12 protein-coding genes are annotated in these 15,229 nt (G+C 72.8%); 7 read left to right on the top strand and 5 right to left on the bottom strand.

Annotated features, from left to right (window positions below):
* Positions 1-28 precede the first annotated feature (28 nt).
* Complete coding sequence (locus ACQEVU_RS28400) at positions 29-1,798, top strand: AMP-dependent synthetase/ligase (protein WP_433328748.1); 1,770 nt, start codon at positions 29-31, stop codon at positions 1,796-1,798.
* On the opposite strand, the gene ACQEVU_RS28405 is transcribed toward ACQEVU_RS28400, so the two are convergent.
* Positions 1,789-2,004: a hypothetical protein gene (locus ACQEVU_RS28405; protein WP_433328750.1), complete on the bottom strand. Its 216-nt coding sequence runs from the start codon at positions 2,002-2,004 to the stop codon at positions 1,789-1,791. The genes ACQEVU_RS28400 and ACQEVU_RS28405 overlap by 10 nt on opposite strands.
* Positions 2,004-3,161 (bottom strand): CaiB/BaiF CoA transferase family protein, encoded by a 1,158-nt coding sequence (locus ACQEVU_RS28410; RefSeq protein ID WP_433328752.1) that lies wholly within the window; start codon positions 3,159-3,161, stop codon positions 2,004-2,006. Before ACQEVU_RS28410 ends, ACQEVU_RS28405 begins: the two co-directional genes overlap by 1 nt.
* Positions 3,162-3,204: 43 nt before the next feature.
* Here ACQEVU_RS28410 and ACQEVU_RS28415 point away from each other — a divergent pair, with 43 nt between their 5' ends.
* Together ACQEVU_RS28415 and ACQEVU_RS28420 are read left to right on the top strand one after the other, a co-directional pair.
* Positions 3,205-3,876, top strand: a complete 672-nt coding sequence (locus ACQEVU_RS28415; protein ID WP_433328754.1) for a GntR family transcriptional regulator — start codon at positions 3,205-3,207, stop codon at positions 3,874-3,876.
* Positions 3,877-4,102: 226 nt separating this feature from the next.
* Positions 4,103-5,242 (top strand): acyl-CoA dehydrogenase family protein, encoded by a 1,140-nt coding sequence (locus ACQEVU_RS28420; protein WP_433328756.1) that lies wholly within the window; start codon positions 4,103-4,105, stop codon positions 5,240-5,242.
* Here the strand turns inward: ACQEVU_RS28420 and ACQEVU_RS28425 are convergent.
* On the bottom strand, positions 5,239-8,520 hold the full coding sequence (locus ACQEVU_RS28425) for a family 78 glycoside hydrolase catalytic domain (RefSeq protein ID WP_433328758.1): 3,282 nt from the start codon (positions 8,518-8,520) through the stop codon (positions 5,239-5,241). The two genes, ACQEVU_RS28420 and ACQEVU_RS28425, sit on opposite strands and share 4 nt — an antisense overlap.
* Before the next feature lie 132 nt (positions 8,521-8,652).
* Here ACQEVU_RS28425 and ACQEVU_RS28430 point away from each other — a divergent pair, with 132 nt between their 5' ends.
* Complete coding sequence (locus tag ACQEVU_RS28430; RefSeq protein ID WP_433328760.1) at positions 8,653-9,213, top strand: methyltransferase family protein; 561 nt, start codon at positions 8,653-8,655, stop codon at positions 9,211-9,213.
* Here the strand turns inward: ACQEVU_RS28430 and ACQEVU_RS28435 are convergent.
* Complete coding sequence (locus ACQEVU_RS28435) at positions 9,201-10,799, bottom strand: TIGR03086 family metal-binding protein (RefSeq protein WP_433328762.1); 1,599 nt, start codon at positions 10,797-10,799, stop codon at positions 9,201-9,203. The genes ACQEVU_RS28430 and ACQEVU_RS28435 overlap by 13 nt on opposite strands.
* A 296-nt stretch (positions 10,800-11,095) precedes the next feature.
* Here ACQEVU_RS28435 and ACQEVU_RS28440 point away from each other — a divergent pair, with 296 nt between their 5' ends.
* From ACQEVU_RS28440 to ACQEVU_RS28450, 3 genes are read left to right on the top strand one after another with little or no spacing between them, the layout of a single operon-like run.
* Positions 11,096-11,557, top strand: a complete 462-nt coding sequence (locus ACQEVU_RS28440) for a GntR family transcriptional regulator (RefSeq protein WP_433328764.1) — start codon at positions 11,096-11,098, stop codon at positions 11,555-11,557.
* Positions 11,554-12,471 carry an ABC transporter ATP-binding protein gene (locus ACQEVU_RS28445; protein WP_433328766.1) on the top strand — a complete coding sequence of 306 codons (918 nt, stop codon included), beginning with the start codon at positions 11,554-11,556 and terminating at the stop codon, positions 12,469-12,471. Before ACQEVU_RS28440 ends, ACQEVU_RS28445 begins: the two co-directional genes overlap by 4 nt.
* Complete coding sequence (locus tag ACQEVU_RS28450) at positions 12,468-13,517, top strand: ABC transporter permease (protein WP_433328768.1); 1,050 nt, start codon at positions 12,468-12,470, stop codon at positions 13,515-13,517. The genes ACQEVU_RS28445 and ACQEVU_RS28450 overlap by 4 nt, the downstream gene beginning before the upstream one ends.
* 22 nt (positions 13,518-13,539) lie before the next feature.
* Here ACQEVU_RS28450 and ACQEVU_RS28455 read toward each other — a convergent pair whose 3' ends face one another.
* A complete protein-coding gene (locus ACQEVU_RS28455; protein WP_433328770.1) occupies positions 13,540-15,192 on the bottom strand; it encodes a flavin-containing monooxygenase in 1,653 nt (550 codons plus the stop codon).
* Positions 15,193-15,229 lie beyond the last annotated feature (37 nt).

Consider the following 15,229-nt stretch of genomic DNA (forward strand, 5'->3'; position numbering starts at 1 on the left):
AGTGCCGACAAAGCGAGGAGGCACGACGATGACGATTCCTGCCCTGCTCGACCGCAACGCCCGCGACCACGGCGACCTGCCCGCCCTTACCGCCCTGGGCTCCCCCGACACCCTCACCTGGGCGCAGCTGCGCGACCGGGTCGCCGCGCTCGCCCTCGGCCTGCACGCGACCGGCCTGCGCACCGGCGATCGCATGCTCATCCTCATGGCCAACCGGCCCGAGCACTGGCTGGCCGACCTGGCCGCCGTGCACCTCGGCGCGGTGCCGGCCACCGCCTACGCCACCCTCAGCGTCGAGCAGCTGCGCTACCTGGCCGCGCACAGCCGGGCGCGGCTGGTCGTGGCCGAGAACGCCGCCGAACTCGACCGGATCCGCAAGGCGGTGGCCGACCTTCCGCAGCCGCCCCGGATCGTGATCGTCGACGGCGACGCCGACCCCGCGGTCGTCTCCCTCGCGGAGGTCGAGGCCGCCGGCGCGGCCGCCCTCGCCGCCGAGCCGGCCCGCTTCGACGAGCTGTGGCGGGCGGTACGGCCCGAGCAGCCGGTCACGCTGCTGTACACCTCCGGCACCACCGGCGACCCGAAGGGCGTGCTGCTCAGCCACGCCAACGTCGTCGCGCAGGCCGAGGTGCTCGAGGTGACGGTGCCGGTGCCCGACCACAGCCCGACGCTGGCGTACCTGCCCCTGGCGCACATCGCGGAGCGGATGCTGAGCGTCTACAACGCCGTGTACCGCGCCGGGCACGTGACCACCTGCCCCGACGCCGCGCAGCTGGCCGCCGGGCTCGCCGCCGTGCGCCCGCTGACCTTCTTCGGCGTGCCGCGGGTATGGGAGAAGATGGTCGCCGGCCTGCAGGCGTTCCTCGCCGCGGCCGACCCCGCCGTGCGGGCCGCGTTCGAGGCGGCCTCCGCGGCCACGCTGGAGGCGTTCGACCTGCGCGAGGCCGGCGAGCCGATCCCGGCGGAGCTCGCCGCCCGCGTCGCCGCGCTCGACGAGCGGGTGCTGCAGCCGGTCCGGGCCCGCCTCGGCCTGGACCGCGTCGCCTGGGCCGGCAGCGGCGCGGCCCCGATCCCGGTGGCGGTGCTGCGGTTCCTGGCCGGCGCCGGGCTGCACGTGCTCGAGGTCTGGGGCATGACCGAGACCACCGGCACGGCCACGGTCAACACGCCGGACGCGTTCCGCACCGGCACCGTCGGGCGGATCAACCCGGGCATGCAGCTGCGCATCGGCGAGGACGGCGAGCTGCAGGTCCGCGGCCCGCTGGTGTGCCTGGGCTACCTGCGCCCCGACGGCGGCGTGGAGCCGGCCGCGGACGCCGACGGCTGGCTCGCCACCGGCGACGTCGGCACCCTCGACGCCGACGGGTTCGTGACGATCACCGACCGCAAGAAGGAGCTCATCATCACCTCGGGCGGCAAGAACATCGCGCCCGCCCAGATCGAGAACCTGCTACGGGCCCACCCGCTCATCGGGCAGGCGGTCGCGATCGGGGACCGCCGGCCGTTCGTCACCGCGCTCATCGTGCTCGACGAGGACGCGGCACCGGCCTGGGCGCGGGCCCGCGGCCTGGCCGAGGACCTGGCGGCGCTCGCCGGCGATCCGGCGCTGCTGGCCGAGATCGGCGCGGCCGTCGACGCGGCGAACGCCCGGCTGTCCCGGCCGGAGCAGGTCAAGGCGTTCCGGGTGCTGCCGTCGACCTGGCGGCCGGAGACGGGCGAGGTGACGCCGACGCTGAAGCTGCGCCGGCGGGTGATCGTCGAGCGCTACGCCGAGGCCATCGACGCCCTCTATGCCTGACGGCGGATGCTCGGGGCGCCGAGGTCGGCCGGCCGGTACCCCTCCGCATAGCCGGGATACGTGCGGTTGCGCGGCGAGACGCCGAGGCGGTTCGTCCCCCTCGGCGGCAGCACGACCCGCACCACGTCCGCGCGCACCCGCAGCCCGGCGCGGTCCCGGCGCGGGTCGGGCACGTAGCCCTCGGAGCCGATGAGGCTGGTCAGCATCAGTACCCCTCACTGCCGTCGGAGACGCCTTCGGAGGCCAGCAGGGCGTCGGCGCCGGGGATGCCCCAGTCGGCCAGGATCGCGCGGGTGTGCGCGCCGGGCCGTGGCGGCGGGCCGCCGAGCTCGGCGGGGGTGGCGGAGAAGCGCGGCGCGGGCGCGGGCTGCACCGTGCCGTGCCGCTCGACGAACGTGCCCCGGGCCCGCAGGTGCGGGTCGCGAGGTGCCTCGCCGAGGGCGAGGACGGGCGTGACGCAGGCGTCGGAGCCGGCGAAGTGGGCGGCCCACTCGTCGCGGGTGCGTCCGGCGAAGCGCTGCGCGAACCGGCGGCGCAGCTCGGGCCAGCGGGGCAGGTCGAACTGGCCGGGTAGGTCCGGGTCATCGGCGAGGTCGAGGCGGCGCAGCAGCTCGGCGAAGAACTGCGGCTCCAGCGCCCCGACCGCCACGTGCCGGCCGTCGGCGGTCTCGTAGATCGCGTAGAACGGGGCGCCGCCGTCGAGCAGGTTGCCGCCGCGGTGGTCCTGCCAATGGCCGGTGGCCCGCAGGCCGTGCAGCATCATCGTGAGGTGGGCGGCGCCGTCGACGATCGCGGCGTCGACGACCTGGCCGCGGCCGGTGCGCTCGGCCTCGCGCAGCGCGGCGAGGAGGCCCACGACCAGGTACAGCGAGCCGCCGCCGAAGTCCCCGACGAAGTTGACGGGGATCTGCGGCGGGCCGCCGGCCGGGCCGATCGGGTCGAGCGCGCCGGCGAGGGCGATGTAGTCGACGTCGTGGCCGGCGGTGGCGGCGAGCGGGCCGTCCTGGCCCCAGCCGGTCATCCGGCCGTAGACGAGCGCCGGGTTGCGGGCCAGGACCGCGTCCGGGCCGACGCCGAGCCGCTCCGCCACGCCCGGGCGCCAGCCCTCGACGAGGACCTGGGCGCGCTCGGCGAGGCCCAGCACGGCGGCCACGCCGGCCGGGTGCTTGAGGTCCACGGCGATCGAGCGCTTGCCGCGGTTGAGCAGGTCGGCGGCCGGGTCGCCGGCCAGCGGCGAGCCCGGCCCCATCCGGTCGACCCGCACCACGTCGGCGCCGAGGTCGGCCAGCAGCATCGCGGCGAACGGGCCGGGCCCGATCCCGGCCAGCTCGAGCACCCGCAGTCCGTGCAGCGGTCCCGTCATACGGCGAACCTCCTCGCGTATCTGATATTTGATACGGTAGGCCATGGCAACGGTCGAACGGCCCCAGCTCTCCGACGAGGTGGTCGCCCACCTCCGCGACCGGATCATGTCCGGCCAGCTGCGCCCCGGCGAGCGGATCCGCCTCGAGGACGTCGCCGAGCAGCTCGGCGTGAGCATCACCCCGGTCCGCGAGGCGCTGCTGACGCTGCGCGGCTTCGACATGGTGGAGCTGCAGCCCCGCCGTGGCTACGTTGTCGCGCCGCTGTCCCGGCAGGACATCGTGGACGTCTTCGAGGTGCAGGCGCACATCGCCGGCGAGCTCGCGGCCCGGGTCGCCGGGCGGGCCGGCGAGGCGGAGCTGGCCGAGCTCGCCGCGACGCACAAGGGCATCCAGCGCGCCGCCCAGGGCCGCCGGGTCGCCGAGCTGGAGCGGGGCGAGTTCGAGTTCCACCGGGCGCTCAACCGCATCGCCTCGGCGCGCAAGCTGTCGTGGCTGCTGCATGCGGCGACGCGGTACACCCCGGCTCGCTTCCTGTCCTCCGACCCGGCGTGGCGCAACGGCATGCTCGCCGATCACGAGGCGCTGCTGGCCGCGCTGACCGCGCACGATCCGCGGGCGGCGCGGGAGGCGATGGCCCGGCACTTCACCGACGGCGCCGACCGCATCGTCAAGCACCTCGACGGCCTCGGGGTGTGGGGCGGCTCAGCCGGCTGACCGGCACAGCGCCGCGCCCGCCTCCGGCCCGCCGGCGACCGCCGGCAGGACCGGCGCGCCCGGCACCGCCTCGGCCCACCGCGCGGCCGGCTCCCAGCCTGCCCGGCCCACCAGCCGGCCGCCTCGCGGGCCCGGCCGGCAGTGCCCGCAACGGTGTCCTCGCCCATGCCGGCTCCCTCGTCGAGGCGGCCCGCAGATTTGATATTTGATATGCTAAGCTCTGACCGTGGTGGAGTTCAACGACGAACAGCGGGCCTTCGCGAGCGCCGTCGAGGAGTTCTGCCGCCGCGAGGCCGGCACCCGCGAGCGGCGCGACGCCCTGACCAACGGCGGCCGCGACGCACACAGCCCGGAGCTCTACGCCAAGCTCGCCGAGCTGGGCTGGCTCGGCGTGTCGATCCCCGAGGAGTACGGCGGCGCCGGCGGCGGCATGGTCGAGACCTGCCTGTTCCTTGAGGCGACCGCGCGGGCCCTCGCCCCGATCGGCGGCTACGCCACGTCGGTCATCGTCGCCGGCGCCTACGAGCGCTTCGGCTCGCCGCAGCAGCGCCGCGACGTGCTCGGCGGGATCGCCGCCGGCCGGGTCGAGGCGATCTCGATGTCGGAGCCCGACGCCGGCTCCGACGTCGCGGCGCTGGCCTGCCGGGCCGTCCGCGACGGCGACGCATACGTCATCAACGGCCAGAAGACGTGGTGCTCCAACGCCCACATCGCGCACGGGATCCTGCTCGTCGCCCGCACCTCCGGCAAGCCGGGCGACCACGCCGGGCTGACCATGTTCCAGGTCCCCGCCGACGCCCCCGGCCTGCGCATCAGCGCCATCGACACGATGGGCGGCCGCGAGGTCAACGACCTGTACTTCACCGATTGCCGGGTGCCGGCCACCGCCGTCGTCGGCACGCCGGACGAGGGCTGGAAGCAGCTCATGGCCGGGCTCAACGTCGAGCGGCTGATCCTCGCCGCGATGATGCTCGGCACCGGCCGGCGCGCCTTCGACGACGTGCTGGCCTACATCCGCCAGCGCCGCCAGTTCGGCCGCCCGATCGGCAGCTTCCAGGTGCTGCGCCACCGGATGGCCGACCTGGCCACCGAGATCGAGTGCGCCCGGCTGCTCGTCTACGACACGGCGGCGCTGGTCGACCGCGACCCGGCGGCGATCCGGCCGCGCGAGTCGTCGATGGCCAAGCTCAAGGCCACCGAGACCGCGCGGCGGGTCGCCCTCGATGCGATGCAGATGATGGGCGGCTACGGGTACGCCACGGAGTACGACATGGAGCGCATCGTGCGATCCGCGCTGGTCTCGACCGTGTACGGCGGCACGAGCGAGATCCAGCGCGACATCATCGGCAAGACCTACGGCCTCTAGGACTCCTGCACGTAGCACGCCTTGCCGGTGCCCGGGATGGGGTCGCCGAACGTCGCGTTGTCGCACGGGGTGCCGTTGGTGATCCGGCGGTACACGTACTGCCCCGACGCCCCGTAGGCGACCTCCCGCGTGCCGGTGAAGGCGCACGTCCTCGTCTCGGCGGCGCAGGGCGTCCACGTCGTCGTGCCCGGCGCCGGCGCGGCGACGTAGCAGGCCTTGCCGGTGCCGGGGATCGGGTCGCCGAACACCGCGTTGCCGCACGCCGTGCCGCCGCTCAGGGTCGCGAACCGGAACTGGCCGTTGGCGCCGTACGCGACCGCGGCCGATCCGGTGAACGCGCACGTGCCGGTCTCGGTCGCGCACGGCGTCCACGTCGCCGCCGCGCCCGCCAGGTAGCACGACTTGGACACGTTGGGGACGGGGTCGCCGAACACGCCGTTGCCGCACGCGGTGCCGCCCGTCAGGGTCGCGTAGGCGTAGTGCCCCGCGGCCCCGTACGCCACCGTCTGGGTGCCCGAGAACGCGCACGTGCCGGTCTCGGCCGCGCACTTCGGCCAGGCGCCGGGCGGGGTCGCCGATCCGGCCGGGACCACCGAGCCGGTGAAGTGCCAGGCGCCGGAGCCGACGCTGTACACCGTCCCGGTCCCCGTGGCCGACAGCTGCGTCGCGCCGGACGGGCTCGCGGTGGCGTCGCCGCGGCCGAAGTTCGGCACGTGGACGGTCGCCGTGGCGCCGACCGGGACGGTGACGTCGAGCGTGATCTGCTGGCCCGTGACCGTCCACGACGACGCGACCGGGCCGCGGACCGTGTCGATGCTCGCCGCGACGTGCGACAGGCCGGGCGGCACCCGCGGGTCGACGGTCAGGGTCGCGTAGCCCGCGCTCGCCGGCTGGATGCCGGCCAGCTGCGTGTACAGCGACGCGTTGATGCCGGCGAACATGGCGTGGTCGTGGGTCTCCATCGAGGAGGCGTACGTCCACTCCTCCCACGCCGTCGTCGCGCCCCGCGTGATCTCGTAGCCGAAGCCGGGGTACGACGTGGAGTCCAGGATCGTCATCGCGACGTCGACGCGGCCGATGCGGGCCAGGGCGTCCACGAGGTACCGGGTGCCGAAGATCCCGGTGTCGAGGTGGCCGCCGTTGCGGTTGAGGATCGTGTCGACGAGCCGGGCGCCGACCGCCGCGACGTTCGCGTCCGGCACCATGCCGAAGGCCAGGGGCAGCACGCTGGTCGTCTGGCGGCCGCTGCCGTAGCTCGCGCCGTCGGCGTTGAGGAACCGCGCGTTGAACGCCTGCCGGATGTTCTCGGCGAGCTGGTTGTAGTGCGTGGCGTCGGCGCTCTGACCCAGGGCCGTGGCCGCCTTGGCGACGGTGAGCGCCTGGCGGTACGACAGCGCGGTGTTCACAATGGACACTTCGCTCTGGCAGGCGCCGGCGCTCGGGTTGCCCTGGCCGCCGTTCGCGTCGGGGCCGAGGTCGGGCGGGCACCAGTCGCCGAACCCGGTCGTCCAGATGTAGCCGGGCACGTTGCTCGCGTTGGTGTCGACGAACCGCTTCATCGCCGGGTACATCGCGGCGAGGGTGTCGCGGTCGCCGTACTGCTCGAACAGCGACCACGCCAGGATGACCTGGTCGCCGCCCATGTCCGGCTGCTGCGCGTTGCCGGCGTCGCTGGGCAGCGCGGTGCCGGGCGGCAGGTCGGCCAGGTAGTTGGCGTAGAAGCCGTTCATGCCGAACTCGCGGATCGACGCCTCGTGGTAGGCCTGCACGTCCATGCCGGGCGGGGTGCGCTCGTCGCGGACCGGGTTGTCGGTCGGGATGCTCATCGAGTTGTTGAGGATCGTCCAGCGGTTGTTCTGCCAGATCTGGTTCAGCAGCGGGTCGGAGGACGCGAACGTGCCGGTGGAGCGCACGTCGGCGTGCACGACGCGGGCGTCGAGACTGCTCGCAGCGGGTGTGCCGGGAAAGCCGGTGACCTCGACGTACCGGAAGCCGTGGTAGGTGAACCGCGGCTCGTACGTCTCGACGCCCCCGGTCCCGGCCAGGGTGTACGTGTCGGTCGAGGCGGCGCCGCGGTTGGTGGTCGTGTCGAGCATGCCGCCCGCCTGGACCTCCTCGCCGGTGCGCAGACGCACGGTGGTGCCGGCCGGCCCTTGCACGCGCAGCCGCGCCCACCCGGCGACGTTCTGCCCGAAGTCGTACACCCACACGCCCGCCTGCGGCTGGCTCACCTTGACCGGCGCCCGCGTGGCCACGACGCGCATCGGCGGCAGCGTGGCCGCGGTGAGCGACCCCGATGGCGCGGCGACGCTTCGCGTGGCGCGCCAGCCGCCGTCGTTGAAGCCGGCCTGGTCCCAGCCCGGCTGGTCGAGGCGAGCGTCGTAGGTCTCGCCGGCGTAGATGTCGTTGGCGGTGATCGCCCCCGTCGACCACTTCCACGACGGGTCGGTGACGACGCTCTGGTGGGTGCCGTCGGTGAAGGCGACGTCGAGCAGCAGGATCGCCTGCCGCGGCCCGGTCCAGCGGAACCCGTACGGGCTGAACCGCGCGCCGTAGCCGTCGCCGAGCCACAGCCCGACGGCGTTCGCGCCCGCGTGGACCGCGCCGGTCACGTCGTACGTGCTGTACAGGTCGCGCTGCGCGTAGGGCGTGCTGGCGGGCGCGAGGACCTGGTCGCCGACCTTGGCCCCGTTGAGCCGCAGCTCGTAGAAGCCGAGCCCGTCGACGTACGCCCGGGCCGAGGCGATCGCCTTCGACGGCAGCGTGAACCCGGCGCGCAGCATCGGCGCGGCCGTCGTCGCGGTGTCGGGGCTGACCCACTGCGCGCCCTTCCAGTCGGCGCCGGAGAACAGCCCGGTCTCCCAGCGGGCCGTGGCGCTCCAGGCCGACGGCTGGTCGTTGGCGTCCCAGGCCTGCGCGGCCCAGTAGTAGGTCCGCGCGGGCTGGAGGGCCGGCCCGCCGTAGGCCACGGCGATCGAGTTGCCGGTCGCGACCTTGCCGCTGTCCCAGACGTCGGCGGCACCCGGGACGACCTTGCCCGGGCTGCTGGCGACCAGGACTCGGTAGGCGGTCTGCCGCTCGCCGTTGACCGCCGACGTCAGCCGCCAGCTGAGGCTGGGTTTGACGTTGTCGGTGCCGAGCGGGTCGGTGGTGTTGTTGACGCGCAGGTCGCCGACGGCGACCTCGGGCCCGGCGGCCCGCGCGGCCGTGGCGGCGGCCACGGTCACGAGCAGCGCGGCGGCCAGCCCGAGCGCGACGGTACGGATGTGCAAGAACATGGCGGTGTCCTATCCGTCCGAAGGGATTGAAACCTTTCAATCCGAACGGTTTCACGGTAGCACCATTGGCGCGGTTCAGTAAAGCGTTGACATAACCGGTCGCTACGGCGGGTACCGAGGGATAATTCCCGTGTGTTCGCGGCCCGCATCGTCCTGGAGGCGAGCCTCGGCGCATTCGCGGCGGGCGAGGTCCTGCAGGCGCTCCGCGTCCGCCGGGGTGCGACCCGCACCAATCTGCGCGCGGAGATCCTGTTCCGGGCGATGTTCTTCGGTGGCATCCTGCTGTTGCCGCTCGGACGGGCCGCCATACCCGCCGCCACGATCGACAGCCCATGGCTGTTCGTGCCCGGGGCGGTGATCGCCTGGCTCGGCCTGCTGCTGCGCTGGTGGTCCTTCGTGACCCTGGGGAAGTACTTCACCGTCGTGGTGCAGACCAGCAAGGACCAGCCCGTCGTGGACCGCGGTCCGTACCGGGTGCTGCGGCACCCGAGTTACACGGGCCTGCTCCTCGCCTTCGCCGGGTGCGGCCTGATGCTGGGCAACTGGGCCGGCACTGCCGCCGGGGTGGCCGTGATCTCGGCCGCCCTCGTCTACCGCCTCCGGATCGAGGAGCGGGCCCTGATCGCCGCGCTCGGCGAGCGCTACCGAGACTTCGCCGCCACTCGCGCCCGCCTCATTCCCTACGTCTGGTGACCCCCGCCCGCCGTCCAGCCGACGTTCCGCCCCAGGTACGCGGCGAGCTGGTCGGCGGCGCTCGCCCCGTCCGGGACCGGCTCGGCGGGGGCGAACGAGCCGCCAGGCGTTCGCGGCAGGTCCCCGTAGATCTCGCGGACCGTGGCGAGGGTCGTCGCGGCGACGCCGGGGGCGAGATCCGTAGGCCGGCCGGTGGCTTTGGCCAGGTCCCAGCCGTGGACGAGCATCTCGATGACGACCTGCTCGACGAGTCGCCACCCCGGCGCCGGTCCGTACCGTTGCACCAGCATGCCGGGCCGGCGGAAGGCGGTCAGCGCGGCTTCGGCCGAGGCCCGGAACGCCGCCACATGATCGTCGCCGAGGTGGTCGGCGGCGAAGTCGGCCCGGGGGTCGCCGTCGGCCAGGCCGGCCCACATCAGGTTCTCGTAGACCAGGTGGTTGAGCAGGGTGCGCACGTCCCAGCCGGCGCAGGGTGTGGGGTCGTCGAAACGTTCGGCGGCGACGGCGGCCACGATCGCGTCCACCTCGGCCAGGACCCGGGCGTACGCCCGCAGCACCTCTCCCGGATCGGGCTGGCCGGCCTCCTCGAGCGCGGCGGCGATGCGCTCCGCTCGGACGCCCGGTGCGGGGTTGGCGCGCAGCGCGGTCATGAGCCACTCCCCCGCCGCGGCCAGGCTCGGTCGCACGGGCCAGCCGTTGATGATGCACAGGAGCTGCCAGTACCGCTCGGCGCGCGGGTCAGCGGCGATCTCCAGCTGCTCGAGCAGCCGGCCCCGCGCGTCCTCACCGTCACCGCCCCGCCGCAGGTCGCTGCCTTCCTGCATGGGTAGCCAGGCACCGACGATCTCGGCCACGATCGAGTCGGCCGCCGGCGAGTCCGCGGGGACGCCGGCGTCGATCGCCCCGGTGACCCGCTGGACCCAGAAATCGGTCACCTCCTGGACCGCCCGCACATCGCGTTCGTCATACGGCCCGGGCGCATGCCGCGCCGCGTACTCGCCCATTCTGCGCATCGCGGCACGCAACTGCGGATCGTCGAGCATGTCGGCCAGCTCGATCCAGGCGTCGACCTGCTCGTCGGTGGGTTCGTCGGGCAGACTCGGGGTGGCCGCCAGCAGTCCTTCCCGGTACCCCGAGTCGTCCAGGTCGCCCAGCACGTCGGATATGAACCGGCGAATGATCGCGTTCCGCTGCACGGCGGACAGCCGCGCCAGCTTCGTCATGACAGCAAGCTCCTCGGTTGTGGAACCACGGGTGGCGACCGAACGCAGTACCGCACACTGCACCCGCAGCGTGCGCATCTGCACCTCCAGCGCGTCCGCGTGCAGCGCGGCCACGTCGGCGACGCTGTGCCGGCCGTCGAGGACGTCACGGATCGCGGCCATGCCCAGCCCGAGCTCGCGCAGGGTCCGGGCGAGCTCGAGGCGCCCCAACGCTCGCGCGTCGTAGCGCCGGTAGCCGGCCGCGCTCCGCCCGGTCGGCGGCACGACGCCGATGTCGGACCAGTGACGGATCAGCTTCACGGACAGACCGGTCCGCTCCGCCAGCTCCCCGATACTCAACAGAACGGCGTCATCGTCGGTCACGTCGCCAACCATCGGGTCTCCCACAATGGGAGAGTCAACCCCATGCCCGCGTGGTCAGGACCCTTCCGGGCCACGCAGCAGCGCCCGGGCGCGGAGCGCGATGGTCGCCACCGCGAGCGCAGGGACGGCGACGCGCGCGACGCGGATGACCACCGGCCACCTGCGGGACAGCGCCGCGATCAACGCCGGTCACGGTCGGTGGTCCGGGGTCAGGGACGACTCCGCGGCGGTCTTGCTGTGCTGGTTAGTCGGTGTTCTACTATACCGACACAATCACAGACGGAGGGATACCGGACGTGATCACCTTCCATGTCGACCGGGCCGACAGCGTCCCGGCGTATGCGCAGCTGATCCGGCAGGTGCGCGAGGCGCTGCGGATGGGGCTGCTGCATCCCGGGGACCAGCTGCCCACCGTGCGCAGCGTGGTGACCTCGTGCACCGTCAACCCGAGCACGGTGCTGAAGGCCTACCGCGAGCTGGAGCTGGCCGGCCTGGTCGAGGCGCGGCAGGGGGCGGGCACCTTCGTCAGCGGGACGCTGGGCGACGCGGATCCCCACGTGATGGCCCGGCTGCGCAGCGGCCTGGCCCGGTGGCTCAGCCAGGCCCGCGAGGCGGGGCTCGAGGCCGAGGACGTCCAGGCGCTGATCGCCTCGGTGATCGCCGAGGACTCGCTGCGCCGGGCGCAGGCCGGGGACGGCGCGCCGCAGGCGGAACCGGCGGCGCGCGCCGCATTCGGCAAGAAGGGGGACGCCGCATGACCGACGAGGCCATCGCCGTGCAGGCCCGCGACGTGAGCAAGCGGTACGGCAACGTGTGGGCGCTGCGCGAGTGCAGCTTCCAGCTGCCCGCCAACCGCATCATCGCGCTGGTCGGCGCCAACGGCGCGGGCAAGTCGACGTTGATGAGCATCATCAGCGGCGTACTGCCGGCCACCTCCGGCACACTGCTCGTCAACGGGCAGGCCGTGGTGCAAGGCAGGACCGGCGCAACGGCCGGCGCCGGCAGCCGGGTCGCGATCCTGGCGCAGGACAAGCCCCTGTACCGGGACTTCACCGTGGCCGACATGCTGCGCTTCGGGCGGTCCACCAACCGCGTGTGGGACCAGCCGCGGGCGCTGTCCTGGCTGGAGCGCTTCGGCGTGCCGCTGGGCCGCCGCTGCGGCAAGCTGTCCGGAGGTCAGAAGGCCCAGGTCGCGCTCGCGGTCGCCCTCGGGTCCCGCCCCACCGTGCTGCTGCTGGACGAACCGCTGGCCAACCTCGACCCGGTCGCCCGAACCGAGGTCACGGCCGAGCTGCTGGCCGAAACGGCCGACAGCGACATGACGGTGATGCTCTCGACCCACATCGTGGCCGAGCTCAGCGGCGTCGGCGACTACCTGCTGCTGCTCGACGCGGGCCGTCCCGTGCTGACCGGCGACGTCGAGCACCTGCTCGCCCGCCACCTCCGCCTCACCGGGCCCCGGGCGGACCGGCCGCCGGCCCCCGGCACGATCGTGCAGGCGCAGCACGCCGACCGGCAGTCGGCCTTCGTCGTCCAGCTGCCCGACGCAGCGGTCGCGCCCGCCATCGTCGCGCCCGGCTGGACCGCCCAGCCGATCTCCCTGGACGAGCTGATCGTCACCCACCTCAAGGCGTCGCATCGGGCGCGAAAGGACCTGGAGGCAGCAGCATGAGCGCGGACAGCCGCGAATCCGCCACCGGGCGCGCCGGCGGCCTCTCCGGCATGGTCTGGCTGACCTGGCGCCAGCACCGCTGGGCCCTGCTCAGCTGCCTCGCCATGACGGCCGTACTCGTGGGCTGGATGGTGTACCTCTCCATCGACATGACGAGGCTGTACCACCAGTGCCACGACATGCAGTGCCCGCCGTACTCCACGCAGCACGCGGCGCTGTTCAACGGTTGGGGCCCGGTCCTGCAGTCCGAGATCCTGGGGCTCGTGGTGCAGTACATGCCGCTGCTGATCGGCGTGTTCATCGGCGTTCCGGTCCTGTCCCGCGAGCACGAGCAGCGGACCCTGCTGCTGGCCTGGAGCCAGGACGTCTCCCCGGTGCGCTGGCTGTGGACCAAGCTGACCCTGCTCGGCCTGTTCGTGGTGACGCTCACCGCCGCGGTCGCCGCCGTCACCGACCACCTGGCCCATGTGCACGCCGACATCACCGGCGCCAGCCTGTTCGGCGACAAGGTGTTCCCGATCACCGGAATGCTGCCGCTGGCCGGCAGCGTCTGCTGGTTCGCGGTCGGCGTCGCGCTCGGCGCCGTCATCAGGCGCACGCTGCCCGCCATCTTCGGCGTCATCGCGGGCTACGTCGGCCTGCTCCTGGGCATCCAGTGGCGCTACCCCACCCTGATGACGCCGGCGTCCTTCTACCTGCACCCCGACCAGCCGGGCCCCCTCGCCTCGGACCCCAATGCCCTGGTCGTCAACGGCGACTTCGACATCGCACCCGACTCGGTCTCGAACCTGTTCTACGCCTCCGGGCGCGAGGTCACGGCGACCGACCTGTTCCGCATGTGCCCCGAGCTCAGCGACCATCCATCCGGAACCATGATCCCCGACTGCATCGCCCGCAACCAGCTGATGACCCTGGTGACCTACCAGCCGAGCAGCCGGATCCCCGAGTTCCACGGCATCGTCGCCGGCGGCTACCTGGGCCTTGCCGCGGTTGCCCTCGCCGCCGTCTGGCTGATTGTCCGGCGAACCAGCCTCAGCGCGGGCTGAAGCCGCCGCCGAGCGCCGGCCGTTACTGTGACACCGTCAGCCGGAAGCTCGGGTATCCGCCCTCCACCTCGGCCTGCAGGCGGCGGCGGTAGCGAGGCGCCCCGCCGAGATAGACCATGACGCGCGGGCGCTCGTCGCGGTCCAGGTTGATGTTGTGACCGTTGAACCACGACTTGGTCTGCGACAACAGGAGTTTGGAGTTCACCTCGCGCACGTGCTCGAGCCAGTCCAGCTCGGCATCGCGACGGCCTTCGAAGCGTCCGATCCGGTTCTCCTGCATGTGCCGTGCGGTCGTGGTCATCCAGTTCACCACGTCCTCGATGCCCCGCGGGAAGTTTGCGGTGGCCGAGCCCGACTGGGGCCCGACGAGGATGAACATGTTGGGGAAGCCGGAGACCTGGACACCGATGCAGGTCTCCGGGCCGTCCTTCCAGCGTTCCTTCAACCGGACGCCGCCGGTACCGATGATGTCGATCCGGTCGAACGGCCCCGTCACCGCGTCGAAGCCGGTCGCGTAGACGATCACGTCCAGCTCGAGGTCGCGGACCTGGCCGGCACCCATGTCCAGCCGGACGCCGCTCTCGGTCACCGCCTGGATCGGGTGGGCCATCAGGTCGATCAGCTCGACGTTGGGCTGGTTGAAGACCTCGTAGAACCCCGACTCGCCCGCGACCCGCTTGGTGCCGAAGCCGTGGTCCTTGGGGATCAGCAGCTCGGCCACCTCCGGGTCCTTGACGCGCTGACGGATCTTGCCGGCGACGAACTCCGACAGCTCGCGGTTCGGGCCGGGCTCCATGATGCAGTCGCGATAGTTGCCCATGTACAGCCCGGCGCCCTGGCCGTTGTAGAGCTCCTCCCAGTGACGCAGGCGCTCCTGCCTGGTCACGTCGGTCGACAGCGTCCGGTCGGGACGGTGGATGAAACCGGCGGGCGTCTCCCGGCACCAGGCGAAGATCTCGTCGTACCTGGCTCTCAGGTCCGCCATCTCCTCGGGGGTGATCGGCGCGTTGCCGAGGGGGGCGCACCAGTTGGCGTCCCGCTGGAGCACGTACAGCTTTTCAACCTTGTCGGCGACGTCGGTGATGACCTGGACGCCGCTGGCGCCGGTCCCGACGACGGCGACCCGCTTGCCCGTGACGTCGTAGTCATCCGGCCAGTCGAACGTGTGGGTCTCCAGGCCCGCGAACGAGCCGCGGCCCGGCACGCGCGGATAGGTCGGGACGGAGAGCAGCCCCATCGCGTAGAGCACGAACCTCGCGCGGATCTGCGTCCCGTCCTCGAACGAGACCGTCCACCGCCAGTCCGCCTCGGACCACTCGGCGCGCACCGCCTTCGCGTTGAAGGTGATGTGCCGTCGCAGGTCGAACTTGTCGGCGACGTACTCCAGGTACGACAGCGTCTCGGGCTGGGCGGCGAACCGCTCGCGCCAGTCCCACTCGCGCAGCAGCTCCTCCGAGAAGGAGTACTGGTACGTGTAGGACTCCGAGTCGAAGCGGCACCCGGGATAGCGGTTCTTGTACCACGTGCCCCCGAGGCCGGCGTTGGCGTCGACGACGCGGACGTCGGCGCCGATCTCCAGCAGCTGGTGGAGCTGGTACAGCCCGCACATCCCCGCGCCGATGATCAGGTAGTCGACATCGGAGGCGTCGCCTGCCCCGTCCACCTTCGTTGCCATGCCCCACTCCAATCAATCAAGCGCTTGCTGCATTTTT

This window comes from Dactylosporangium sp. CA-139066 (assembly GCF_050936175.1).
GTDB lineage: Bacteria > Actinomycetota > Actinomycetes > Mycobacteriales > Micromonosporaceae > Dactylosporangium.

What these genes read in the sequence shown, in the direction of transcription:
- ACQEVU_RS28400 (WP_433328748.1), top strand. Translation starts at nt 29, where the DNA reads ATGACGATTCCTGCCCTGCTCGACCGCAACGCCCGCGACCACGGCGAC.
- ACQEVU_RS28405 (WP_433328750.1), bottom strand. Translation starts at nt 2,004, where the DNA reads ATGCTGACCAGCCTCATCGGCTCCGAGGGCTACGTGCCCGACCCGCGC.
- ACQEVU_RS28410 (WP_433328752.1), bottom strand. Translation starts at nt 3,161, where the DNA reads ATGACGGGACCGCTGCACGGACTGCGGGTGCTCGAGCTGGCCGGGATC.
- ACQEVU_RS28415 (WP_433328754.1), top strand. Translation starts at nt 3,205, where the DNA reads ATGGCAACGGTCGAACGGCCCCAGCTCTCCGACGAGGTGGTCGCCCAC.
- ACQEVU_RS28425 (WP_433328758.1), bottom strand. Translation starts at nt 8,520, where the DNA reads ATGTTCTTGCACATCCGTACCGTCGCGCTCGGGCTGGCCGCCGCGCTG.
- ACQEVU_RS28445 (WP_433328766.1), top strand. Translation starts at nt 11,554, where the DNA reads ATGACCGACGAGGCCATCGCCGTGCAGGCCCGCGACGTGAGCAAGCGG.
- ACQEVU_RS28450 (WP_433328768.1), top strand. Translation starts at nt 12,468, where the DNA reads ATGAGCGCGGACAGCCGCGAATCCGCCACCGGGCGCGCCGGCGGCCTC.
- ACQEVU_RS28455 (WP_433328770.1), bottom strand. Translation starts at nt 15,192, where the DNA reads ATGGCAACGAAGGTGGACGGGGCAGGCGACGCCTCCGATGTCGACTAC.